Below are 17794 nucleotides of genomic sequence, written 5' to 3' on the forward strand. Positions count from 1 at the left end.
ATCAAACCGGCCTCCGTGGCCGGTTTTTTTATGCTTTTCCCGGTAGCTGCATCCCGGCAATTTTCGGCATCACGTCGCGCATCAAATCAAGAAATTTACGCAAGCGCGTCGGGTAGTAACGGGCCCACGGATAGACCAGATGAACAGGTAGCGCTGCCGCCTGCCAGTCAGGTAACAGTTCAACCAGCCGCCCCTGCGCCAGGTCCTCCTCTACCGTCCAGCTTGATACAATGGCGATCCCCAGCCCCGCCAGCGCAGCATTTTTAGCGACGTAGAGGCTGTCGGTACTCAGACGCGGCACCAGTGAAAACGTCACGCTCTCCTCCTGTCGACGTAGCGTGACATCATGCTGATAGAAGGTACTGATCGCAATCCACGGCAATGTGGACATCATCTGCGGATGGGTGATTGTCGGGAATTTTGCTAACAGTTCAGGAGAGGCCACCGTACAGCGCGGCACCTCCGCCAGCAGTACGGAGACGGTGGCCGGGTCGACTTCCGCCCCAACGCGGATCGCGCAATCAATATTGTCACTCATAAAGTCGACGTTTTTATCGTTGAGCATCCACTCGACCGACAATTGCGGATGTTCGGCCAGAAAATCAATCAGCGGCATCAGCAGCTGCTCCTGGCCGAACGCATGCGGCGCGCGCACCCGTAGCGTACCGACGGGCTGATCGTCCGTGAGCTGTAATTCATCTTCCAGCGCCAGCCAGGCATCCACGACCTGACGCGCATGCTGGTAACAGCGCTCACCATCGTCAGTCAGTTTCATCGCATGGGTGGAGCGAAGAATCAATTTCGCCCCCAGCAGCGATTCCAGCGACTGTAAACGACGGCTGATGGTGGCCTGCGTAGTCTCCAGCTGACGGGCGGCAGCCGATAGCGAACCCGATTCGACAATGCGAATAAAGGTCCGCATCAGCTCAACTCTATCTATACGTTCCTGCTTCTTCATTGACCACTTGCCTATACGTCAAACGTATAACTGTTTTACCACCACGCTGGCTACCGCGCCAGCGCGCTTCAGGGAAAAATAGCGCCATACCGAATCTGAGGAATATCTGATGAAAACACATGTTAATCCGGGCTGGCTTATCTTTATCCTTGCGCTCGGCGCAGGGTTTAGCGTCGCCGCCATCTACTACGCCCAGCCGCTGCTGCCGCTGATGGGCGACACCTTGCATCTGAATGTTGAAGGAATGGGGCTTATCCCTACCCTCACCCAGGCGGGCTACGCACTGGGAATTTTATTCCTGCTGCCGCTCGGCGACCGTTACGATCGCCGTACGCTAATCCTGTTAAAAAGCGTAATGCTCGCCGTCCTTTTGCTGCTGTGCAGCATGACGCAGCATTTCCATCCGCTGCTGGTTGTCAGCCTGCTGATCGGCATGGCGGCGACGATGGCACAGGATATCGTGCCTGCCGCCGCCATCCTCGCCCCAGCCGGGAAGCAGGGAAAAATGGTCGGTACCGTGATGACGGGGTTATTACTGGGAATTTTGCTGTCGCGTACCGTGAGCGGTGTGATTGGCGAACTCTTTGGCTGGCGCGTGGTGTATCAGGCCGCAGCAGTGAGTATCGCGCTGATTGGCGTGCTGATGTGGCGCGTGCTGCCACGTTTTACCGCGCACTCCAGCCTGAGCTATCCGGCATTAATGGTTTCACTGGTGCATCTGTGGCAACGTTATCCGACGTTACGCCGCGCAGCGCTGGCGCAGGGCTTGCTTTCCATTGCCTTCAGCGCGTTCTGGTCCACGCTCGCGGTCATGCTGCTGGAACATCATCATATGGGCAGCGCCGTCGCCGGTGGTTTCGGGATTGCCGGTGCGGCTGGCGCCCTGGCCGCTCCCCTCGCCGGTGGGCTGGCAGATAAAGTAGGCGCCGAGAAAGTCACACAGTTAGGTGCGGCACTGGTCACGGTTTCCTTTGCACTGATGTTTATTCTGCCTGTTTTGCCACCGATGGCCCAACTGACGTTAATCGCCCTCTCCGCCATTGGCTTCGACCTGGGCCTGCAATCAAGCCTGGTTGCGCACCAGAACCTGGTTTATAGCCTGGAACCTCAGGCGCGCGGTCGCCTGAACGCACTGTTATTTACGGTGGTATTTATTGGCATGGCGCTGGGGTCAGTTCTGGGTAGTCAGCTGTATGCGCTGGCGGGTTGGGAAGGCGTTGTCGGGCTGGCGACGGTTGCCGGGGGATGCGCGTGGGTGGTTCGTTGGGTGGAAACTCGTCGGCTGCGTCGCACCACTTTACAGGCAGAATGTTAATTCATAGGGCCGGATGATGTACGCATCCGGCCCATAATCTTATTTATTCAACTGAAACAGCGACATCCCCTGCATATCGCTAAACGCTTTATACGATGCCTGTAGCGCCGTTTGCTGCATCACGTAGTTAGAGATTGTCTCATTCCAGTCCACATCCACCAGATTGCTCATCTGCTGCGTCTGGCTTAACGCGCGGTCATCGCCCAGCGCGTCAAGTTTATCCAGTTCATTAAGCTGAGTGCCCAGTTCAGCACGTACGCTCAGTACATTGTTGAGCGAGTTGCTTAGCCCTCGGTTGGTTTTGTCGATAGCGGCGCTGGCCAGCGCCTGCGCATCTTCATCATCACTCACCGGTTTATTCAGCGCGGCAATTGCGCTGTCCAGCATCTCAAAAAGATTGCTATCCGTTCCCGGTTTAGCATTGCTGGTCAGGCTATCAAAAATCTTGTCGCCCGTATGACCAATCACCATTGAGCGTGAAGCATCGACCTGCTGCGCGACATTTTCCGAGCCGCCGACATACGTACCGTCATCGGTAAACGGTGCCGTATCGGTTTTATAACCGGCAAAAATATAGCGACCGTTGCCGTCCTGGCTGTTCGCCAGATTGAGAAGCTGATCGCGGATCCCTTGCAGGTCGGTTGCCAGTGAGGCCCGGTCATCATCGCTTAATGTGCCGTTCCCCGCATACACGATTTTCTCTTGCGCCGATTGAATCGCCGTGGTCACCTGCGCCAGCGTATTTTCTTCCATCGACACGCGCTGAGTGGCAAACGTGCGCGCGGTGGCAAACTGGCTGTTTTGCGCCTGCGCTTGCGACAGCACCACCGCCTGCGATGCCGCCACCGGGTCGTCGGATGCGCGGTTCACCCGCTTGCCGGTCGACATTTGTTCACCGTATTTCAGCCATTCAGACTGGGAATTCGTTATCCCGCGCATATTCTGCTGATACATCATCAGGGTGCTGACACGCATACGTTATTCCTCTCCTTAGCGAATATTAATCAGGGCATCAAACAGGGTGCTTGCCGTTTGCAGCACCTGGGCATTCGCCAGATAGTACTGCTGGAAGAGTTGCAGGTTGCCGTACTCTTCATCCAGGTTCACGCCGGAAATGGATTGCTGCTGTTTGCTGAGCTGGGTGACGACGTTGCTTTGCGTGGTGCTGCTGGTTTCAAGCGTCGAGGTTTTATTCCCGATATCGCTGACCAGCGCCGCATACGCGTCGTTAAAGGTTTTCGAATTTCCCACCAGCTTCGCGTTTTGCAAATCCAGCAGCGCCTGGCCGTTACGGTTATCGCTCTCGCCATTTTCCGCGTCATCAATACCCAGTGCGAGCTCAGATTCATCACTTATCGCCACGCTCATATTCACAATTGCATCGCTCACCGGCTTCACGGTAAAGCTGTCATTCTCTGCTGGCGTACCGCTCACCGTGACGGAGAGCCCGTCAAAGTTTAATGCGCCATCCTTCTGTTCCGCTTTCACCGTGGTGTTATCGGAAAGACGCGTCACCTGCCATTCACCGTTTTTATAACTCACGCGATAATCCGTGGCCTGTACGCTGGAGGCATCCGTCACTTCCGCCGCCAGCGACGCCTTACCGCTATTTTTGCTGTTCGCCACAACGGACGGGTCGCCAATCGTGAAGAAGTCCTTCCCGTCTTTTCCGTTCGCATCGACACCCTCTTTATGCTGGACGTTAAACGCATCCGCAAAGGCCAGCGCCATTTGGTTAAGGCTATTGCGAGTCTGGTCGAGATCCTGCGAGCGGAAGGTCAACAAACCGCCAAGCGAGCCGGTGTTAAGCAGTTTTTCCGGGATTTCAATATTCCCCGCGACGTTATCAACATACGCCACGGTGGTGCGCGTTGGGTCGCTGCTGCTCGGCACGGCGGCCAGCTGGCGGGCACTACTGCCCTGCACCAGCGTATAACCGTTCGCCATGGTGACGTTGAATGTTCCGCTATCCTGCACGTTCACTTCCACGCCCACCAGCTTGTTTAACTCGCTGACTAACTGATCGCGCTGATCGAGTAGGTCGTTAGGTGAAGCACCTGCACCCACGCCGGTCAGGCGCGAGATTTTATCGTTCAGGCTGGCAATCTGGTTCGCGTAGTTGTTGATTTGATCAACGGTGGTAGCGATAGAGAGATTCACCTGCTTATCCTGGTCGCGGAGATACTGATCGGCGACTTTAAACTGATTGACCAGACCATCCGCTTTACCCAAAACGGTCTGACGCGCGGCGGGATCTTCAGCGTTGCTCACCAGCGTTTGCATACTGGAGAAGAAATCCTGAAGCGTGGTGGAGAGAGAGTTTGTGGTGCCGGAAAGCATATCGTCGATTTTCGACATCTGCTCATAACGCGTGGTCAGCCCGCTGCTCTGGCTCTGCGCCGTTCGCAGTTGGTTGGTGATGAATGCATTATATTCGCGCTGAACGCCAGAAACGTAGACGCCATTGCCGACCCAGCCTCCCGCACCTAACGTACTGTTCGCCGAAGCGAGCACCGTGGTCTGGCGGGTATAGCCCGAGACGTTGTAGCTGGCAATATTATTACTGGTGGTATTCAGTGCCGACTGTGCCGCACTCAATCCACTCATGGCGCTATTGATTAAACTGGACATGTTCTTCCTTTTATACGTTCAGACGCGTGGCCTTTAATCGTTATCGGTCGCCGCCTGGCAAACTTGAGGTGTATCAGAAGAGATTTTCAATATCATTTCGGTACGCGCTGCTGACTTTGTCGCTTAAGGATTTAAGCTGTTGAATCATATTGGTTAGCTTGCGCGCATACTGCGGGTCAGTGGCGTATCCGGCATTCTGTAACGCCTGCGCCCCCTGCTCGGCGGTCGATGCGTTGGTAACCGCGGCATAGCGCGGGTTGCGTGTCAGTAAGCCGACGTAATCCGATAGCGCTTCCAGATACGAACCGTAGACGCGGAATTTCGCTTTCACCTTCTTTGCTTCACCGTTTTCATATTCGGTGGTGGTGATTTCCGTCACTGGCCCTTTCCAGTTGCCAGAGGCTTTCACGCCAAAAAGGTTATAGCTTGGCTCGCCGTTTTCACGGCGAATTTGCCGCTGGCCCCAGCCCGACTCCAGCGCGGCCTGCGCCAGAATCAGATGGTGCGGAATACCGCTCTGCTCACTCGCCACCTGCGCCGGAAGCGCCAGTTTCGCAAGGAAATCTTTGCTGTCGCCGGAGAGCGGCGCATCGCTGCCGCCGGGCGTTTTCGGCAGCGCTTTGCGCACCATCTGCGTCAGCGCATCGTTCTGGAAGCTGGTGACGGTTGGCAGGTCAAATTTCATCGGAACCTGGCCCACCGTGGCGGACGGTTCCTTCTGCGTTTGCATCTGCTTCACCATCTCTTCCGCCAGCCCCAGTCCTTTTCCGGCGGTCATCTGCTGGGCAATTTGCTGATCGTACATGCTGGTGTAAAGCCGGGTTTGGTCGCTGCTAAAGAGCCCATCCTTCGGCAGCGCCTCGCGCATACTCTTCAGCATCATCTGCACGAACATGCCCTCCACCTGACGGGCGACAGGCCGCAGGTTAGCCTGCGGATCCTGTCCGGCTTTCGCCTTGAGTTCGTTAAGCGATTGCGCATCCCACGCCGCGCTGGCGGTTAATTTGCTGTCGCCCAGCATCAGACGATCTCCACTTTCGCACGCAGGCATCCGGCACTTTGCATCGATTGCAGAATCGACATCAGCTCCATCGGCGTCGCGCCCAGCGCATTCAGCGCACGCACGACATTGTTGAGGTTGGCACTTTCCCGCACGCTTTGCAGCGAGCCGCCGCTCTGGCGCAGATCGATCTGCGTTTGCGGTGTCACCACCGTCTGGCCGCCGCCAAACGGTGTATCCGGCTGGCTAACCTGTGCCTGACGATTCACGGTAACGGAGAGGTTGCCCTGCGCCACCGCACAGGTATCCAGCGTCACTTCGCGGTTCATCACCACCGACCCGGTACGCGAGTTAATAATCACCTTCGCATCCTGCGGTACGCCGCCCACTTCCAGATTCTGGATATCCGCCAGCAAACGCACCTGACCGCTGCCGCCCTGCGGCGCGCGAACCTGCACCGTACGCGCATCCAGCGCGGTGGCGTTACCAAAACCACTGCGACGATTAATGGTGTCGGCAATCTGCTGCGCCATGGTGAAATCGTCCTGATTCAGCTGCAGGTTAATGGTATTCCCCGCACCAAACTGCGTTGGCAGTTCGCGTTCAATGGTGGCCCCGCCGGTAATGCGCCCGCCGTTAAGCTGGTTAACCTGCACGCTGCTGCCGCCCGCCGACGCGCCCGCGCCGCCCACCAGAATATTCCCCTGCGCCAGGGCATACACCTGGCTATCAACCCCCTTCAGCGGCGTCATCAACAGCGTACCGCCGCGCAGGCTTTTAGCGTTACCCATCGACGAAACCACCACATCGATAGTTTGCCCCTGACGTGCAAACGCCGGGAACTGGGCGGTGACCATTACCGCTGCCACGTTTTTCAGCTGCATGTTGGTGCCCGCCGGAACGGTGATCCCCAGTTGCGACAACATGTTGTTCAGGCTCTGGGTGGTGAACGGTGTCTGGGTAGTCTGGTCACCCGTGCCGTCCAGCCCAACCACCAGACCATAGCCAATCAGGGAGTTTTCCCTGACGCCCTGTACGCTGGTGAGATCGCGAATGCGATCGGCCTGTGCCAGGGTACTTACCAGAATCAGCGCCAAGCCAATCAGGGTTTTAAACATGTTCCACCTCATTACATCGGCGATAAATTCAGGAAGAAACGCTGCAACCAGCCCATATTCTGCGCTTCGTTGATATAGCCGTTGCCCACATATTCGATACGCGCATCCGCCACCTGAGTGGACGGCACGGTATTACTGCCGCTGATGGTGCGCGGGTTAACCACACCTGAGAAGCGGATAAATTCAGTGCCCTGATTAATGGCAATCTGTTTTTCCCCCACCACGTGGAGGTTGCCGTTCGCCAGAACCTGATCGACCGTGACGGTTAATGTACCGCTAAAGGTGTTGCTGGCATTGGCGCCGCCTTTACCGTTAAAGGTGTTACCGCCGGAGGCGTCAACATCCGCACGCGCGTTGCCGAATAGCCCTTGCAGATAGCGCGGCACGACGTCAAAGCCAAAGTTGGTTTTGCCGTCGCGGCTGGCGTTGGCAGAAGAACTCTTGCTGGCGCTGACGTTTTCCTGCAATACGATGGTGAGCGTATCGCCAATATTGCGCGGCCGACGGTCTTCAAACAGCGGCTGGTAGCCGTAGTTAATCGGCTGCGCCGTCTGAAATATTGAGCCGTTCGCTACCGGTACCGGGCCGGGGATCGGCTGCGCCGAGGTTGCGCCTTCCACCAGCGGCTTGCTGGGGATGAAGGCGCAACCGGTCATAGAGAGCGCCAGTGCCGTTAAAAGCGGATAACGAAACGCTGCGGTTTTTTGCATGGTTTTCATCTTTTGGTTTGCGCCGGATGCGCTGCGCTTATCCGGCCTACAAATTTCATCCGTTCGTAGGTCGGATAAGCGCAGCGCATCCGACAAATCCGGCACAACCCTTACAGTTGCGTCAGTTTCTGTAACATCTGGTCGGTGGTCGATACCGCCTTACTGTTAATTTCGTAGGCGCGCTGTACCTGAATCATATTGACCAGTTCTTCCGCCACGTTAACGTTAGAGGTCTCGACATACCCCTGATAGAGCAGCCCCGCGCCGTTCAAGCCCGGCGTGGAATCATTCGGCGCACCGGATGCCTGAGTCTCGACGTAGAGGTTTTCGCCAATGCTCTCCAGCCCGCTGTCGTTCATAAAGGTGGTCAGATTAAGCTGCCCCACCTGCACCGGGTTGGTCTGCCCCTGCTGGGTCGCGCTGACGATGCCATCGCGGCCAATGGTGATACTCAGCGTATTCGCCGGAATGGTGATCGCCGGCTGCACCTGGAAACCGCCTGCCGTCACCAGTTGACCATTCTGATCAACCTGGAACGAACCATCGCGGGTATACGCGGAAGTACCATCCGGCAGCAGTACCTGAAAGAAGCCCTGGCCTTTAATCGCCACGTCTTTGCTGTTATCGGTTTGCGACAAATTGCCCTGGCTGTGCAGACGTTCGGTGGCAACCGGGCGCACACCGGTACCAATCTGCAAACCGGACGGCAGCGTGGTTTGCTCTGAAGATTGCGCTCCCGGCTGACGTACCGTTTGATAAAGAAGATCTTCAAACACCGCACGCTGACGCTTAAAACCATTCGTACTGACGTTCGCCAGGTTGTTGGCGATAACGTCCATATTGGTTTGCTGCGCGTCGAGGCCGGTTTTGGCGATCCATAATGAACTGATCATGATTTTCCTTAGCTCATTGACAGCAACTGGTTAGCTTTCTGCGTGTTTTCATCCACGCTGCTGATAACCTTCATCTGCATTTCGAATCGGCGGGCGCTGGCTATCATATCGGCCATCGCCGCCACGGGTTTGACGTTACTGCCTTCCAGCACGCCGGACTGCAAACGGATAGACTGATCGGCCTGCAACATTGGGCCACGGGTAGCTTGCGCTTCTGCGGTCAGGCGAAATACGCCATCATCGCCGCGCACGATTTCCGTGTTATCTGCTTTCACCATTTTCAGCCGTCCCACCTGCGCCACCGTATTCGGCGGGTCACCAGGGTTGAGCGCTGAAATGGTTCCGTCCGCCGCGATGGTGATTTCCGCGCCTTCCGGCACGGTGAGCGGGCCACCATCGCCCATCACCGGATTACCCTGAATGGTCAGTTGCCCGGTTGGCCCTACCTGAATATTGCCGTTGCGGGTATACCCTTCCCCGCCATCGGCGGTTTGCACTGCCAGCCAGCCATCCTGTTGCAGCGCCACGTCCAGCGGACGTGAGGTGTAATCGAGCTGGCCTGGCGTCATATCCGCGCCCGGCGTGGAGGCCGTTACCAGCGTACGCGTCGGCACCGACAGCCCCTCTACCGGCACCGCGCGCATGGCGTTGAGCTGGGCGCGAAAGCCCGGCGTCGAACTGTTGGCGAGGTTGCTGGCGGTCACCGCCTGCTGCTCCATCGTCTGGCTCGCTGCGCCCATCGCCGTGTATATTGCGTGATCCATAAAGCTGCCTTATCGGGATTAACGCAGGTTAACCAGCGTGTTCAGGATCTGATCCTGAGTTTTAATGGTCTGGGCGTTGGACTGATAGTTGCGCTGGGCGACAATCATGTTGACCAGCTCTTTGCTGAGATCGACGTTAGAGGCTTCCAGCGCGCCGTTGGTCAGGCTACCGAAGTTGCCGCTGCCCGCGGTGCCCAGCAGCGCCACGCCGGAGGATTGCGTGGCAGACCAGACGTTATCGCCTTCCGATTGCAGACCTTCGTTGTTGGCGAAGTTCGCCAGTACGATTTGACCGAGCAGCTGGCTCTGTTCGTTGGAGTAGTTCCCGACCACGGTGCCATCTTCGTTGATCTGATAGCTCACCAGGTCGCCCGGCGCATAGCCGTTCTGCGAGGTAGCGACGATGTTGTTGGCGCCGGTATTCTGCTGCATGGAATTGAGGAAGCTCAGGGAGAAAGAACCGGCGGCGGAGCCGTTAAGTGCATCAATAGCGACCTGAATCTCAGGGTTTGCGTTGGCATCGGTTGCGAGGGCCCCCGTGTCGTCGTAATTACGGATCTCGCTCAGCGTGCCATTGCTGCTGAAGGACATCTGCGCCGCTTTCTTCGCTGCCGCGCCGCTGACGCTGGTGTCCTGGGTGTAGACATCCCACTTATTGTCATCGGTTTTTACGTAATAGATATTCATGTCATGGGCGTTACCCTGACTGTCGTAGACGGTAACCGTACCTTTCTTGTTGTAGCTGTCGGCATTAGCCGGATCGAACGTGGCGACGCTCGGTTTGGCATCCGTCGAGTTGAGGTTAACCTGCATCGCCGCGGTGGTAGTCTCTTTTGCCGACATCAGCGAGTTCGGGATGGTAATTGCCGTGGGATTCGCCCCCTGCTGAATAGTCGGCGGCGTACCGGACGCCGGATAACCGGTCACCTGCAAGCCCTGAGAGTTCACCAGCGTACGGTTTGCATCGAGGGAAAACTGGCCGTTACGGCTATAGAAAACGGAACCGTTACTGTCGGTGAGGCGGAAAAAACCGTTCTGGCTGATGGCGACGTCCAGCGCGCGTCCGGTGCTGGTCGTCGTCCCGTCAGTAAAGTCCTGAGTGATCCCGGCGACTTTCACCCCCAGCCCCACTTTTGAACCGGCAAACATATCGGCAAACGAGGCGGTGCCTGATTTAAAGCCGTAGGTTGCGGAGTTAGCAATGTTGTTGCCGATAACATCGAGATTACTGGACGCGGCATTCATGCCGCTGACTGCTTGGGAAAAGCCCATGATTCACTCCTGAATTAAATAATCTGACGAACTTCGTCGAGCGTGGTGGTGCCGTAAGTGCCGAGATCTAACTGGTTGCCGTTGCCGCTCAGCGTCACGCCCTGCACCAGCGCAAATTTCAGCGGCTGCGCCACCAGTTGCGTGGTGCCGCTGCTGGCGGTAATGCTGACGTTGTACGCGCCATCCGCTACCGCCGCACCGTCCGTGCCGGTACCGTCCCAGGTAAAGGTGTGCACGCCTGCGCTCAGCGCGCCGATATCCAGCGTTTTGACGACATTGCCGTTACTGTCGGTTATCGTGGCGGTCACTTTGTCGGCCGCCTGCTCAAGCTCAACGCCAAACGGCGTGGTGTCCGTGCCGTCGCCATCGCTGTTTTTGCCCGCCAGCACGGTAGTACCGGGGATCATCACGCCGTGACCAATCAGCGATGACGCCTGCAATGATTTGCTGCTGTCGATTTGCCCGGAAATGGAGCCCAGCGACGTATTGAGTTTCTCAATACCGCTTACGGTGCTGATTTGTGCCAGCTGGCTGGTGAGCTGGCTGTTATCCATCGGGTTGGTGGGATCCTGATTTTTCAGCTGCGCCACCAGCAGCGTCAGGAAACTGTTCTGTAAATCATCCGCGCTGCTGCTGGTCAGCGACCCGCTGTTACTGGTTGCGCTGGTTGCGCTGGTGCTATTGACGTTCACTGCAATGGACATTGTTCTCTCCGTTATTGACCCAGCGTGAGGGTTTTGAGCATCATGCTTTTCACGGTGTTCATCACCTCGACGTTGGCCTGATAGCTGCGCGAAGCCGACAGGGTGTTGACCATCTCACCGACCACATCAACGTTTGGCATGCGCACATAGCCTTTCGCATCCGCCAGCGGGTTACCCGGCTGGTAGACCAGCTTGTCGGGCTCCTGGCTTTCAATCACATCGGCCACTTTCACCCCGCCCGTTGCCGCACCCGGCTGCGCATCCACCTGGAAAACCACCTGCTTTGCGCGATACGGTTGGCCGTCCGGGCCGGTCACGCTGTCGGCGTTTGCCAGGTTACTGGCAGCCACGTTCAGCCGCTTGGACTGCGCGGTGAGTGCGGAGCCCGCCACATCAAAAATATTCAGTAAAGCCATGCATTAATTCCCCTGCTGGAGGACGCTCATCATCCCCTTGATTTGCCCGCCCAGTACCGTAAGCCCGGTCTGGTACTGCAAACTGTTGTCGGCGAACTGCGTGCGCTCGCGATCCATATCGACGGTGTTCCCGTCCAGCGCGGGCTGATCGGGAATGCGGTAGAGCAAATCGGTGGCAGCAGATGAGAGGTTTTGTGCGGGTATGTGACGAACGGATGTGAGCGACAGCGCCACGCCGTTGGTGCCCGCCCGTCCTCGCTCCATCACTTTTTTCAGTTCACTGGCAAAATCGATATCGCGCGCCTGATACCCCGGGGTATCAGCGTTGGCGATATTGGCGGCCAGAATCTCCTGGCGCTCAGCGCGCAGATTCAGGGCTTCCTGTTGAAAACGCAGCGCGGCGTCGAGTTTATCGAGCATGGCTCCTCCGCAGATGACAAAATTCCAGCCGACAGCTTAATTCGCCTTATGCGCGCGTTATCGCCGGAATAAACGCAATATGCGTCGCTATTTATTCCGTTGATGTCGGCTGTGGATGCGTAAAATACTCACACTACCCTCTCTGACGGAGTGTTCGATGCCGAAGCTCACTACCTCGCTGGCCGCGTGTTTACTGCTCGCCAGCCCGTTCACCCTGGCGCAGGATCTGCAAAGCCAGCTGTCGACGTTTTTCAGCCAAAGGCTGGAAGGGTTAAGTGATGAGGTGGTGGTGCAACTGCGTAGCCCGCTCGCGATGTTGCCCACCTGTGAGCAACCGGTGCTCAGTACGCCTGGCAATGCCCGGCTGTGGGGGAACCTGAACGTGGTGGCGCGCTGCGGTAATGAGAAACACTATTTGCAGGTGACGGTTCAGGCCACGGGCAATTATGTGGTCGCTGCCGGGCCGATTGTGCGTGGCTCCGTGCTGAATGCGCAATCGGTCGCCCTGAAACGTGGTCGTCTGGATCAGTTGCCGCCACGCACGATGCTGGACATCAATCAGGCGCAGGACGCGGTCAGCCTGCGCGATGTTGCCGCCGGGCAAGCGTTACAGCTGACCATGATTCGCGCCGCCTGGCGGGTAAAAGCCGGGCAACGCGTCCAGGTCATCGCGAAAGGCGACGGTTTTAGCGTCAACAGTGAAGGTCAGGCGCTGAATAACGCCGCCGTGGCGCAAAATGCACGCGTGAGAATGTCCTCAGGCCAGGTGGTCAGCGGCGAAGTGAATACGGATGGGAATGTTCTGATTAACTTATAATCTTCATAAAGAAAGTACGGCGATTGCCGATAAAGTATTAACAAATGAAAATGGCAATCCCCGCGCCATCATAAGCCTCCATGAGGAAAGCACATGAGCATTGAACGTACATCGCCTCTGAATCCTGTTAACGCGGTACAGGCTCGCGAACCAAACGAGACCCAGACGCCGAAAGCGCGTGTGGAAAAAAACGCTGAGATTAACAGCACCAGCGTCAAACTAAGTGACGCACAAACAACCTTAACGCAATCGGATACGCGTGATATCAACATGGATCGCGTGGAAGCGTTGAAAACCGCTATTCGCAACGGTGAGCTGAAAATGGATACCGGTAAAATTGCTGATGCGTTGATTCAGGAAACGCAGAATTATCTACAGAGTAACTAACCGCATGAGTCGTCTGCCCGATATTTTGGATCAAATGACCGCTATCCTGAACTCGCTTAAAGAGGTAATGGATGCCGAGCAACAGCAGCTTTCAGCCGGAAGCGTAAACGGAAGTCTGCTGCAGCGCATAACCGAAGATAAAAGCTCGCTGCTGGCGGCGCTTGATTATCTGGAACAACAGCGTCGCGTAGAGCAGGAAGCGCAGCGTTGCGCCAATGACGACGATGTGGCATCGCGCTGGCTGAACATTACGCAGAAAACGCAGCAACTGCGTTTTCTCAATCAGCACAACGGCTGGTTGCTGGAAGGCCAAATCGCCCGAAACCAGCAGGCGCTGGAGGTGCTGAAGCCTTATCAGGAGACGGGATTGTATGGCAAGGATGGGCAAACGGCGGGACAACCGCGCAGCGGCAAGAAATTTACCGTCTAACCGCAATCAGGACGGCGGGAAATATCACGCTCCCGCCGCCGCATCTTATTACGCCGTCCGGCGTGCGAACTCTTTTACTTTGAAACCCAACACCGCAAGCGTGGCGAAGTAGGCAACAATCCCGACGACAACCACGGCCATCAGGCGTAACAGGCGCATCGGCATAGTCCCCTGCGACCACTCTGGCATGACGTGCATCATCCCCAGCAGCGCCGCAGCCATTACCAGCACCGCAACAATCAGACGCACGAGGAATTTGCTCCAGCCCGGCTGTGGGGTAAATATTTTCTGCTTACGCAACTGCCAGTAGAGCAGGCTGGCGTTCAGACAGGCCGCCAGACCAATCGACAGCGACAGACCCGCGTGTTTCAGCGGGCCAATAAACGCGAGGTTCATCAGCTGGGTCATAATCAGCGTCACAATCGCGATTTTCACCGGCGTTTTGATGTCCTGACGCGAGTAGAATCCTGGCGCAAGGACTTTCACCACGATAAGCCCCATCAGACCGACGGAATAGGCCACCAGCGCACGCTGCGTCATCGCCGCATCAAACGCAGTGAATTTACCGTACTGGAACAGGGAAACGGTCAGCGGTTTCGCCAGAATACCCAGCGCCACGGCGCTCGGCAGCGCCAGCAGGAAGCACAGACGCAGCCCCCAGTCCATCAGACGGCAATATTCATCATGATTACCGCTGGCAAAGCTTTTCGACAGCGACGGCAGAAGAATCGTCCCCAGCGCCACGCCCAGCACGCCGGACGGGAACTCCATCAGACGGTCAGCGTAGTACATCCACGAAACGGAACCGGAAACCAGGAAAGAGGCGAAAATGGTGTTGATAATCAATGAAATCTGGCTGACGGAGACGCCCAAGATAGCCGGCCCCATTTGCTTCACCACGCGCATCGCGCCCGCATCTTTTAAATTGATGCGCGGCAGCACCAGCATGCCAATTTTTTTCAGATGCGGCAGCTGATAAGCCAGCTGGAGCACGCCGCCAACGGTCACCGCCCACGCCAGCGCCAGCACCGGTGGATTGAAATACGGCGCTGCAAACAGCGCAAAGCCAATCATGCTGACGTTAAGCAGCGTCGGCGCAAACGCAGGCACCGAGAAGCGGTTCCAGGTGTTAAGAATGGCCCCCGCCAGCGAGGCGAGTGAAATCAGCAAAATATAGGGGAAGGTAATGCGCAGCAGCTGTGAGGTGAGGTTAAATTTATCCGCCGTATCGGCAAAGCCCGGTGCGGTAATCGTGATAACCCACGGCGCCGCCAGCATGCCAATGACCGTCACCAGCGCTAACGCCAGCGTCAATAAACCGGAAACATACGAGACAAATACGCGGGTCGCGTCTTCGCCCTGCTTGCTTTTGTATTCCGCGAGAATCGGCACAAAAGCCTGAGAAAATGCGCCTTCAGCAAAAATTCGACGCAGCAGGTTAGGCAGCTTGAACGCCACAAAGAAGGCATCGGTCGCCATTCCTGCGCCAAACACCCTTGCCACAATGGCATCACGCGCAAAACCCAGCACGCGCGAAAACATGGTCATCGAGCTGACAGCCGCCAGCGATTTTAATAGATTCATTAACGTGTTATTCCACAACCGGAAGCAAAATGCCTGCAACAGCCCGGCGCGATTGCCGGGCTGCGGTTTACAGGCAGGAGCCTGAAGAGGCGTTAGTCTACCGGGTTCGGGATGAATTGCTACTGCCAGATGTTACAGCAGGTTATTCATCAACGGCCTCGCGCCACAGCGCTTCGACGATGCGTTGCGCCATCAGCGCCTGGTCGCCAGCAGTTTCCGGAACCGTCTGATTTTGCACACATTCAATAAAGTGGCGTGCACAGCCGACGAATCCGCGCTGCTCAAGCGTGGTCTGCCAGCCGGGCACGGGACGGGTGAGCACGCCTGCGCCCCGCTCTTCTCGCCATTCACGCATATCGGTGATGTCATACAGCGCGCCGTCCGTCACCGCCTGCACCCATTCGCGCTGGCTACCGGCGCGGCGATGCATGCTAGTTGTGACGCTAAGCGTTGGATGGCTGAAGTGATGCTCAGCGTAGAGCATCTCACCGTCGTCTGTGGTTTGTAGCGTGCCGCTGCTTAAGGGCGCATTACCGCCCACCAACCACAGCGCGGTGTCGACCACATGGAGATAATCATCCAGCAGCGTGAAGTGCAGGTCATGCGGTCCGACGCTGTCGGTACGGTGTTTATCCATTCGCAGCGACGCCGCATTGGCGAGATTGCTTTTCAGCTCACGATAGAGCGGTGCGAAACGGCGATTAAAACCCACCATCAGCGTTAACTTCTTGCGTGCGGCCAGCTCGACCAGACGCTCAGCATCGCTCAGTTTCTCCGCCAGCGGTTTATCGACGCAGACGTGCACGCCCGCGTTCAGCAGTTCGCTGACCACCGAATAGTGAGACGCCGTTGCGCTGTGGACAAACACCGCATCGCACTGCGCCGCCAGCGAGGCTAACGAATCCGCATACGGCATGCGGTAAGTTTCGCACACTTTCAGCGCTTTCTCTTTACCTGGTGACCACGCCGCCTGTAGCGTCCAGTCGGTGGCGGCGCTGAGTACCGGAAGCCACGCCTTCTGCGCGATCCCGCCCAGCCCCACCACGCCTACGCGTAATTTCGCCATCGTTATTCTCCGAGATGCGCCAGCAGGGAATCCAGACGCTGTTTCAGCTCTGCCACTTCGCCTTCCAGTGCATCGACGCGCGCGCGGAGATCGTCATCCGCCGGGGCGACATCATCGGCGACCTGGGCCAGCACTTCCATTTCACCGCTGAAAAGGTGCATATAGCGGCTCTCGCGTTTGCCCGGCTCGCGCGGCAGGCGCATTACAAACGGGCCATCATCGCGCGTAGCCAATCGCTCAAGCGTGGCTTCCACTTCCGCCATATCGCTGAATTCATGCATGCGCTGGGCGCGGCCACGCAACTCGCCCGGCGTTTGCGCGCCGCGCAGGAGCAGCGTGGTGATAATTGCCACTTCGGCGCTGGAAAGTTTCAAATCGCCAAATTCAGAATTACAGAAACGTTGTTCGTACTTGGTCACGCGGTTACCAAAACCGCTGACCGTACGCAGATAGTGACGTTTAACCAGCGTATCCAGCAGATCCTGTACATCAGAATCGCTGAGCGTCATTACCGGTTCGCGGTTGGTTTTCTGGTTACAGGCCGTCACTACGCCGTTAATCGACAGCGGATACTGTTCAGGCGTCGTCACCTGTTTTTCCAGCAGGCAGCCAATCACGCGCGCTTCAAGCGGGCTTAACTCATATTTCATCTCTTCTCCTTAGCGACCGGCTGTCCATTCTTGTGTCGTGAGTGCGGTCAATACGTGGTCACGCCATTCGCCGTCAATCAGCAAATAGTTTTTGGCATAACCCTCTTTTTCAAAACCCAGCCGCGCCAGTAAATCGCCGCTGCGCTGATTGTGCGGCATATAGTTAGCCATTATGCGGTGAATATGTTGGGTACGTTGCATATAGCGGATAGCGCTGGTCAGGGCTTCAAACATCAGCCCCTGCCCCTGCCATTTTTGCCCAATCGAGTAGCCGAGATAGCAGGCGTGGAACGAGCCGCGCACCACGTTAGAGAAATTGGCGACGCCAATGATTTCTTTCTCCTCGGGGTCGAGCAGTGCAAAATAGTAAGCGCTTCCCTGCTTGTGAAATTCATTAATCATCGACAAGCGAGCCTGCCAGCCGGAAGGATAACAGTGGCTATCGTCACGGATGGGCTCCCAGGGTTTCAAAAACTGCCTGTTTTCTGCGTAATAATCGGCAAGACGCCATGCATCACGGTCATGGACCAGACGCACAACCAGACGATCGGTTGTCAAACGCACTTTCGGTACGTTACTGCGATAGCCAAACATCTCTTACTCCTGTACCTGAATAATAACCCGGGTTAACTCACTATACCTGTCCTCAGGGGGTCTGT

20 protein-coding genes are annotated in these 17794 nt (G+C 56.8%); 4 read left to right on the top strand and 16 right to left on the bottom strand.

Going from position 1 to position 17794, the window contains the following annotated elements:
• Positions 1–28: 28 nt before the first annotated feature.
• Positions 29–958 carry a LysR family transcriptional regulator gene (locus G163CM_RS08210; protein WP_231827668.1) on the bottom strand — a complete coding sequence of 310 codons (930 nt, stop codon included), beginning with the start codon at positions 956–958 and terminating at the stop codon, positions 29–31.
• A 109-nt stretch (positions 959–1067) separates the two neighbouring features.
• On the opposite strand from G163CM_RS08210, the gene G163CM_RS08215 reads away from it, so the two are divergent.
• Positions 1068–2273 carry an MFS transporter gene (locus G163CM_RS08215; RefSeq protein ID WP_231827669.1) on the top strand — a complete coding sequence of 402 codons (1206 nt, stop codon included), beginning with the start codon at positions 1068–1070 and terminating at the stop codon, positions 2271–2273.
• A gap of 39 nt (positions 2274–2312) precedes the next feature.
• Here the strand turns inward: G163CM_RS08215 and flgL are convergent, their stop codons facing one another.
• The 11 genes from flgL to flgB all read right to left on the bottom strand — a co-directional run bounded on the left by flgL (position 2313) and on the right by flgB (position 12201).
• Positions 2313–3248: a flagellar hook-associated protein FlgL gene (gene flgL, locus G163CM_RS08220; protein WP_231827670.1), complete on the bottom strand. Its 936-nt coding sequence runs from the start codon at positions 3246–3248 to the stop codon at positions 2313–2315.
• A 15-nt stretch (positions 3249–3263) separates the two neighbouring features.
• Entirely contained in the window at positions 3264–4904 is a 1641-nt protein-coding gene (flgK, locus tag G163CM_RS08225; RefSeq protein ID WP_231827671.1) for a flagellar hook-associated protein FlgK, read from the bottom strand.
• A gap of 73 nt (positions 4905–4977) precedes the next feature.
• Positions 4978–5925 (bottom strand): flagellar assembly peptidoglycan hydrolase FlgJ, encoded by a 948-nt coding sequence (gene flgJ / locus G163CM_RS08230; protein ID WP_231827672.1) that lies wholly within the window; start codon positions 5923–5925, stop codon positions 4978–4980.
• Positions 5925–7022: a flagellar basal body P-ring protein FlgI gene (locus G163CM_RS08235; RefSeq protein WP_015964869.1), complete on the bottom strand. Its 1098-nt coding sequence runs from the start codon at positions 7020–7022 to the stop codon at positions 5925–5927. Before G163CM_RS08235 ends, flgJ begins: the two co-directional genes overlap by 1 nt.
• Before the next feature lie 11 nt (positions 7023–7033).
• Positions 7034–7732: a flagellar basal body L-ring protein FlgH gene (gene flgH, locus G163CM_RS08240; protein WP_108475785.1), complete on the bottom strand. Its 699-nt coding sequence runs from the start codon at positions 7730–7732 to the stop codon at positions 7034–7036.
• A 110-nt stretch (positions 7733–7842) separates the two neighbouring features.
• On the bottom strand, positions 7843–8625 hold the full coding sequence (gene flgG / locus G163CM_RS08245; RefSeq protein WP_015964871.1) for a flagellar basal-body rod protein FlgG: 783 nt from the start codon (positions 8623–8625) through the stop codon (positions 7843–7845).
• Between the two features lie 8 nt (positions 8626–8633).
• Entirely contained in the window at positions 8634–9389 is a 756-nt protein-coding gene (locus G163CM_RS08250; RefSeq protein ID WP_015964872.1) for a flagellar basal body rod protein FlgF, read from the bottom strand.
• 18 nt (positions 9390–9407) lie between these two features.
• Positions 9408–10661: a flagellar hook protein FlgE gene (gene flgE, locus G163CM_RS08255; RefSeq protein WP_231827673.1), complete on the bottom strand. Its 1254-nt coding sequence runs from the start codon at positions 10659–10661 to the stop codon at positions 9408–9410.
• A gap of 14 nt (positions 10662–10675) precedes the next feature.
• On the bottom strand, positions 10676–11365 hold the full coding sequence (gene flgD, locus G163CM_RS08260; RefSeq protein ID WP_015964874.1) for a flagellar hook assembly protein FlgD: 690 nt from the start codon (positions 11363–11365) through the stop codon (positions 10676–10678).
• 11 nt (positions 11366–11376) lie between these two features.
• Entirely contained in the window at positions 11377–11781 is a 405-nt protein-coding gene (gene flgC / locus G163CM_RS08265) for a flagellar basal body rod protein FlgC (protein WP_015964875.1), read from the bottom strand.
• 3 nt (positions 11782–11784) lie between these two features.
• The gene (gene flgB / locus G163CM_RS08270) at positions 11785–12201 is read right to left on the bottom strand and encodes a flagellar basal body rod protein FlgB (RefSeq protein ID WP_015964876.1); all 417 of its coding nucleotides are present in this window, start codon (positions 12199–12201) and stop codon (positions 11785–11787) included.
• Between the two features lie 157 nt (positions 12202–12358).
• Here flgB and flgA point away from each other — a divergent pair, with 157 nt between their 5' ends.
• From flgA to flgN, 3 genes are all read left to right on the top strand, one after another.
• Complete coding sequence (gene flgA / locus G163CM_RS08275) at positions 12359–13018, top strand: flagellar basal body P-ring formation chaperone FlgA (RefSeq protein WP_231827674.1); 660 nt, start codon at positions 12359–12361, stop codon at positions 13016–13018.
• A 93-nt stretch (positions 13019–13111) separates the two neighbouring features.
• Positions 13112–13405: a flagellar biosynthesis anti-sigma factor FlgM gene (gene flgM, locus G163CM_RS08280; RefSeq protein WP_015964878.1), complete on the top strand. Its 294-nt coding sequence runs from the start codon at positions 13112–13114 to the stop codon at positions 13403–13405.
• A 4-nt stretch (positions 13406–13409) separates the two neighbouring features.
• Positions 13410–13835, top strand: coding sequence for a flagella biosynthesis chaperone FlgN (gene flgN, locus G163CM_RS08285; protein ID WP_015964879.1), 426 nt, complete (start codon positions 13410–13412; stop codon positions 13833–13835).
• 48 nt (positions 13836–13883) lie between these two features.
• On the opposite strand, the gene murJ is transcribed toward flgN, so the two are convergent.
• The 4 genes from murJ to rimJ form a co-directional block, all read right to left on the bottom strand.
• On the bottom strand, positions 13884–15419 hold the full coding sequence (gene murJ / locus G163CM_RS08290) for a murein biosynthesis integral membrane protein MurJ (protein ID WP_231827675.1): 1536 nt from the start codon (positions 15417–15419) through the stop codon (positions 13884–13886).
• A 142-nt stretch (positions 15420–15561) separates the two neighbouring features.
• Entirely contained in the window at positions 15562–16485 is a 924-nt protein-coding gene (locus tag G163CM_RS08295) for a Gfo/Idh/MocA family protein (protein WP_231827676.1), read from the bottom strand.
• A gap of 2 nt (positions 16486–16487) precedes the next feature.
• Positions 16488–17135, bottom strand: coding sequence for a YceH family protein (locus G163CM_RS08300; RefSeq protein ID WP_231827677.1), 648 nt, complete (start codon positions 17133–17135; stop codon positions 16488–16490).
• A 9-nt stretch (positions 17136–17144) separates the two neighbouring features.
• The gene (gene rimJ / locus G163CM_RS08305) at positions 17145–17729 is read right to left on the bottom strand and encodes a ribosomal protein S5-alanine N-acetyltransferase (protein WP_108475757.1); all 585 of its coding nucleotides are present in this window, start codon (positions 17727–17729) and stop codon (positions 17145–17147) included.
• Positions 17730–17794 lie beyond the last annotated feature (65 nt).

Source organism: Pseudocitrobacter corydidari (genome assembly GCF_021172065.1).
Taxonomy (GTDB): domain Bacteria; phylum Pseudomonadota; class Gammaproteobacteria; order Enterobacterales; family Enterobacteriaceae; genus Pseudocitrobacter; species Pseudocitrobacter corydidari.

Excerpts from the sequence above, each read along its gene's own strand:
- G163CM_RS08210 (WP_231827668.1), bottom strand. The coding sequence starts at position 958 with ATGAAGAAGCAGGAACGTATAGATAGAGTTGAGCTGATGCGGACCTTT.
- G163CM_RS08215 (WP_231827669.1), top strand. The coding sequence starts at position 1,068 with ATGAAAACACATGTTAATCCGGGCTGGCTTATCTTTATCCTTGCGCTC.
- flgL (WP_231827670.1), bottom strand. The coding sequence starts at position 3,248 with ATGCGTGTCAGCACCCTGATGATGTATCAGCAGAATATGCGCGGGATA.
- flgK (WP_231827671.1), bottom strand. The coding sequence starts at position 4,904 with ATGTCCAGTTTAATCAATAGCGCCATGAGTGGATTGAGTGCGGCACAG.
- flgJ (WP_231827672.1), bottom strand. The coding sequence starts at position 5,925 with ATGCTGGGCGACAGCAAATTAACCGCCAGCGCGGCGTGGGATGCGCAA.
- G163CM_RS08235 (WP_015964869.1), bottom strand. The coding sequence starts at position 7,022 with ATGTTTAAAACCCTGATTGGCTTGGCGCTGATTCTGGTAAGTACCCTG.
- flgH (WP_108475785.1), bottom strand. The coding sequence starts at position 7,732 with ATGCAAAAAACCGCAGCGTTTCGTTATCCGCTTTTAACGGCACTGGCG.
- flgG (WP_015964871.1), bottom strand. The coding sequence starts at position 8,625 with ATGATCAGTTCATTATGGATCGCCAAAACCGGCCTCGACGCGCAGCAA.
- G163CM_RS08250 (WP_015964872.1), bottom strand. The coding sequence starts at position 9,389 with ATGGATCACGCAATATACACGGCGATGGGCGCAGCGAGCCAGACGATG.
- flgE (WP_231827673.1), bottom strand. The coding sequence starts at position 10,661 with ATGGGCTTTTCCCAAGCAGTCAGCGGCATGAATGCCGCGTCCAGTAAT.
- flgD (WP_015964874.1), bottom strand. The coding sequence starts at position 11,365 with ATGTCCATTGCAGTGAACGTCAATAGCACCAGCGCAACCAGCGCAACC.
- flgC (WP_015964875.1), bottom strand. The coding sequence starts at position 11,781 with ATGGCTTTACTGAATATTTTTGATGTGGCGGGCTCCGCACTCACCGCG.
- flgB (WP_015964876.1), bottom strand. The coding sequence starts at position 12,201 with ATGCTCGATAAACTCGACGCCGCGCTGCGTTTTCAACAGGAAGCCCTG.
- flgA (WP_231827674.1), top strand. The coding sequence starts at position 12,359 with ATGCCGAAGCTCACTACCTCGCTGGCCGCGTGTTTACTGCTCGCCAGC.
- flgM (WP_015964878.1), top strand. The coding sequence starts at position 13,112 with ATGAGCATTGAACGTACATCGCCTCTGAATCCTGTTAACGCGGTACAG.
- flgN (WP_015964879.1), top strand. The coding sequence starts at position 13,410 with ATGAGTCGTCTGCCCGATATTTTGGATCAAATGACCGCTATCCTGAAC.
- murJ (WP_231827675.1), bottom strand. The coding sequence starts at position 15,419 with ATGAATCTATTAAAATCGCTGGCGGCTGTCAGCTCGATGACCATGTTT.
- G163CM_RS08295 (WP_231827676.1), bottom strand. The coding sequence starts at position 16,485 with ATGGCGAAATTACGCGTAGGCGTGGTGGGGCTGGGCGGGATCGCGCAG.
- G163CM_RS08300 (WP_231827677.1), bottom strand. The coding sequence starts at position 17,135 with ATGAAATATGAGTTAAGCCCGCTTGAAGCGCGCGTGATTGGCTGCCTG.
- rimJ (WP_108475757.1), bottom strand. The coding sequence starts at position 17,729 with ATGTTTGGCTATCGCAGTAACGTACCGAAAGTGCGTTTGACAACCGAT.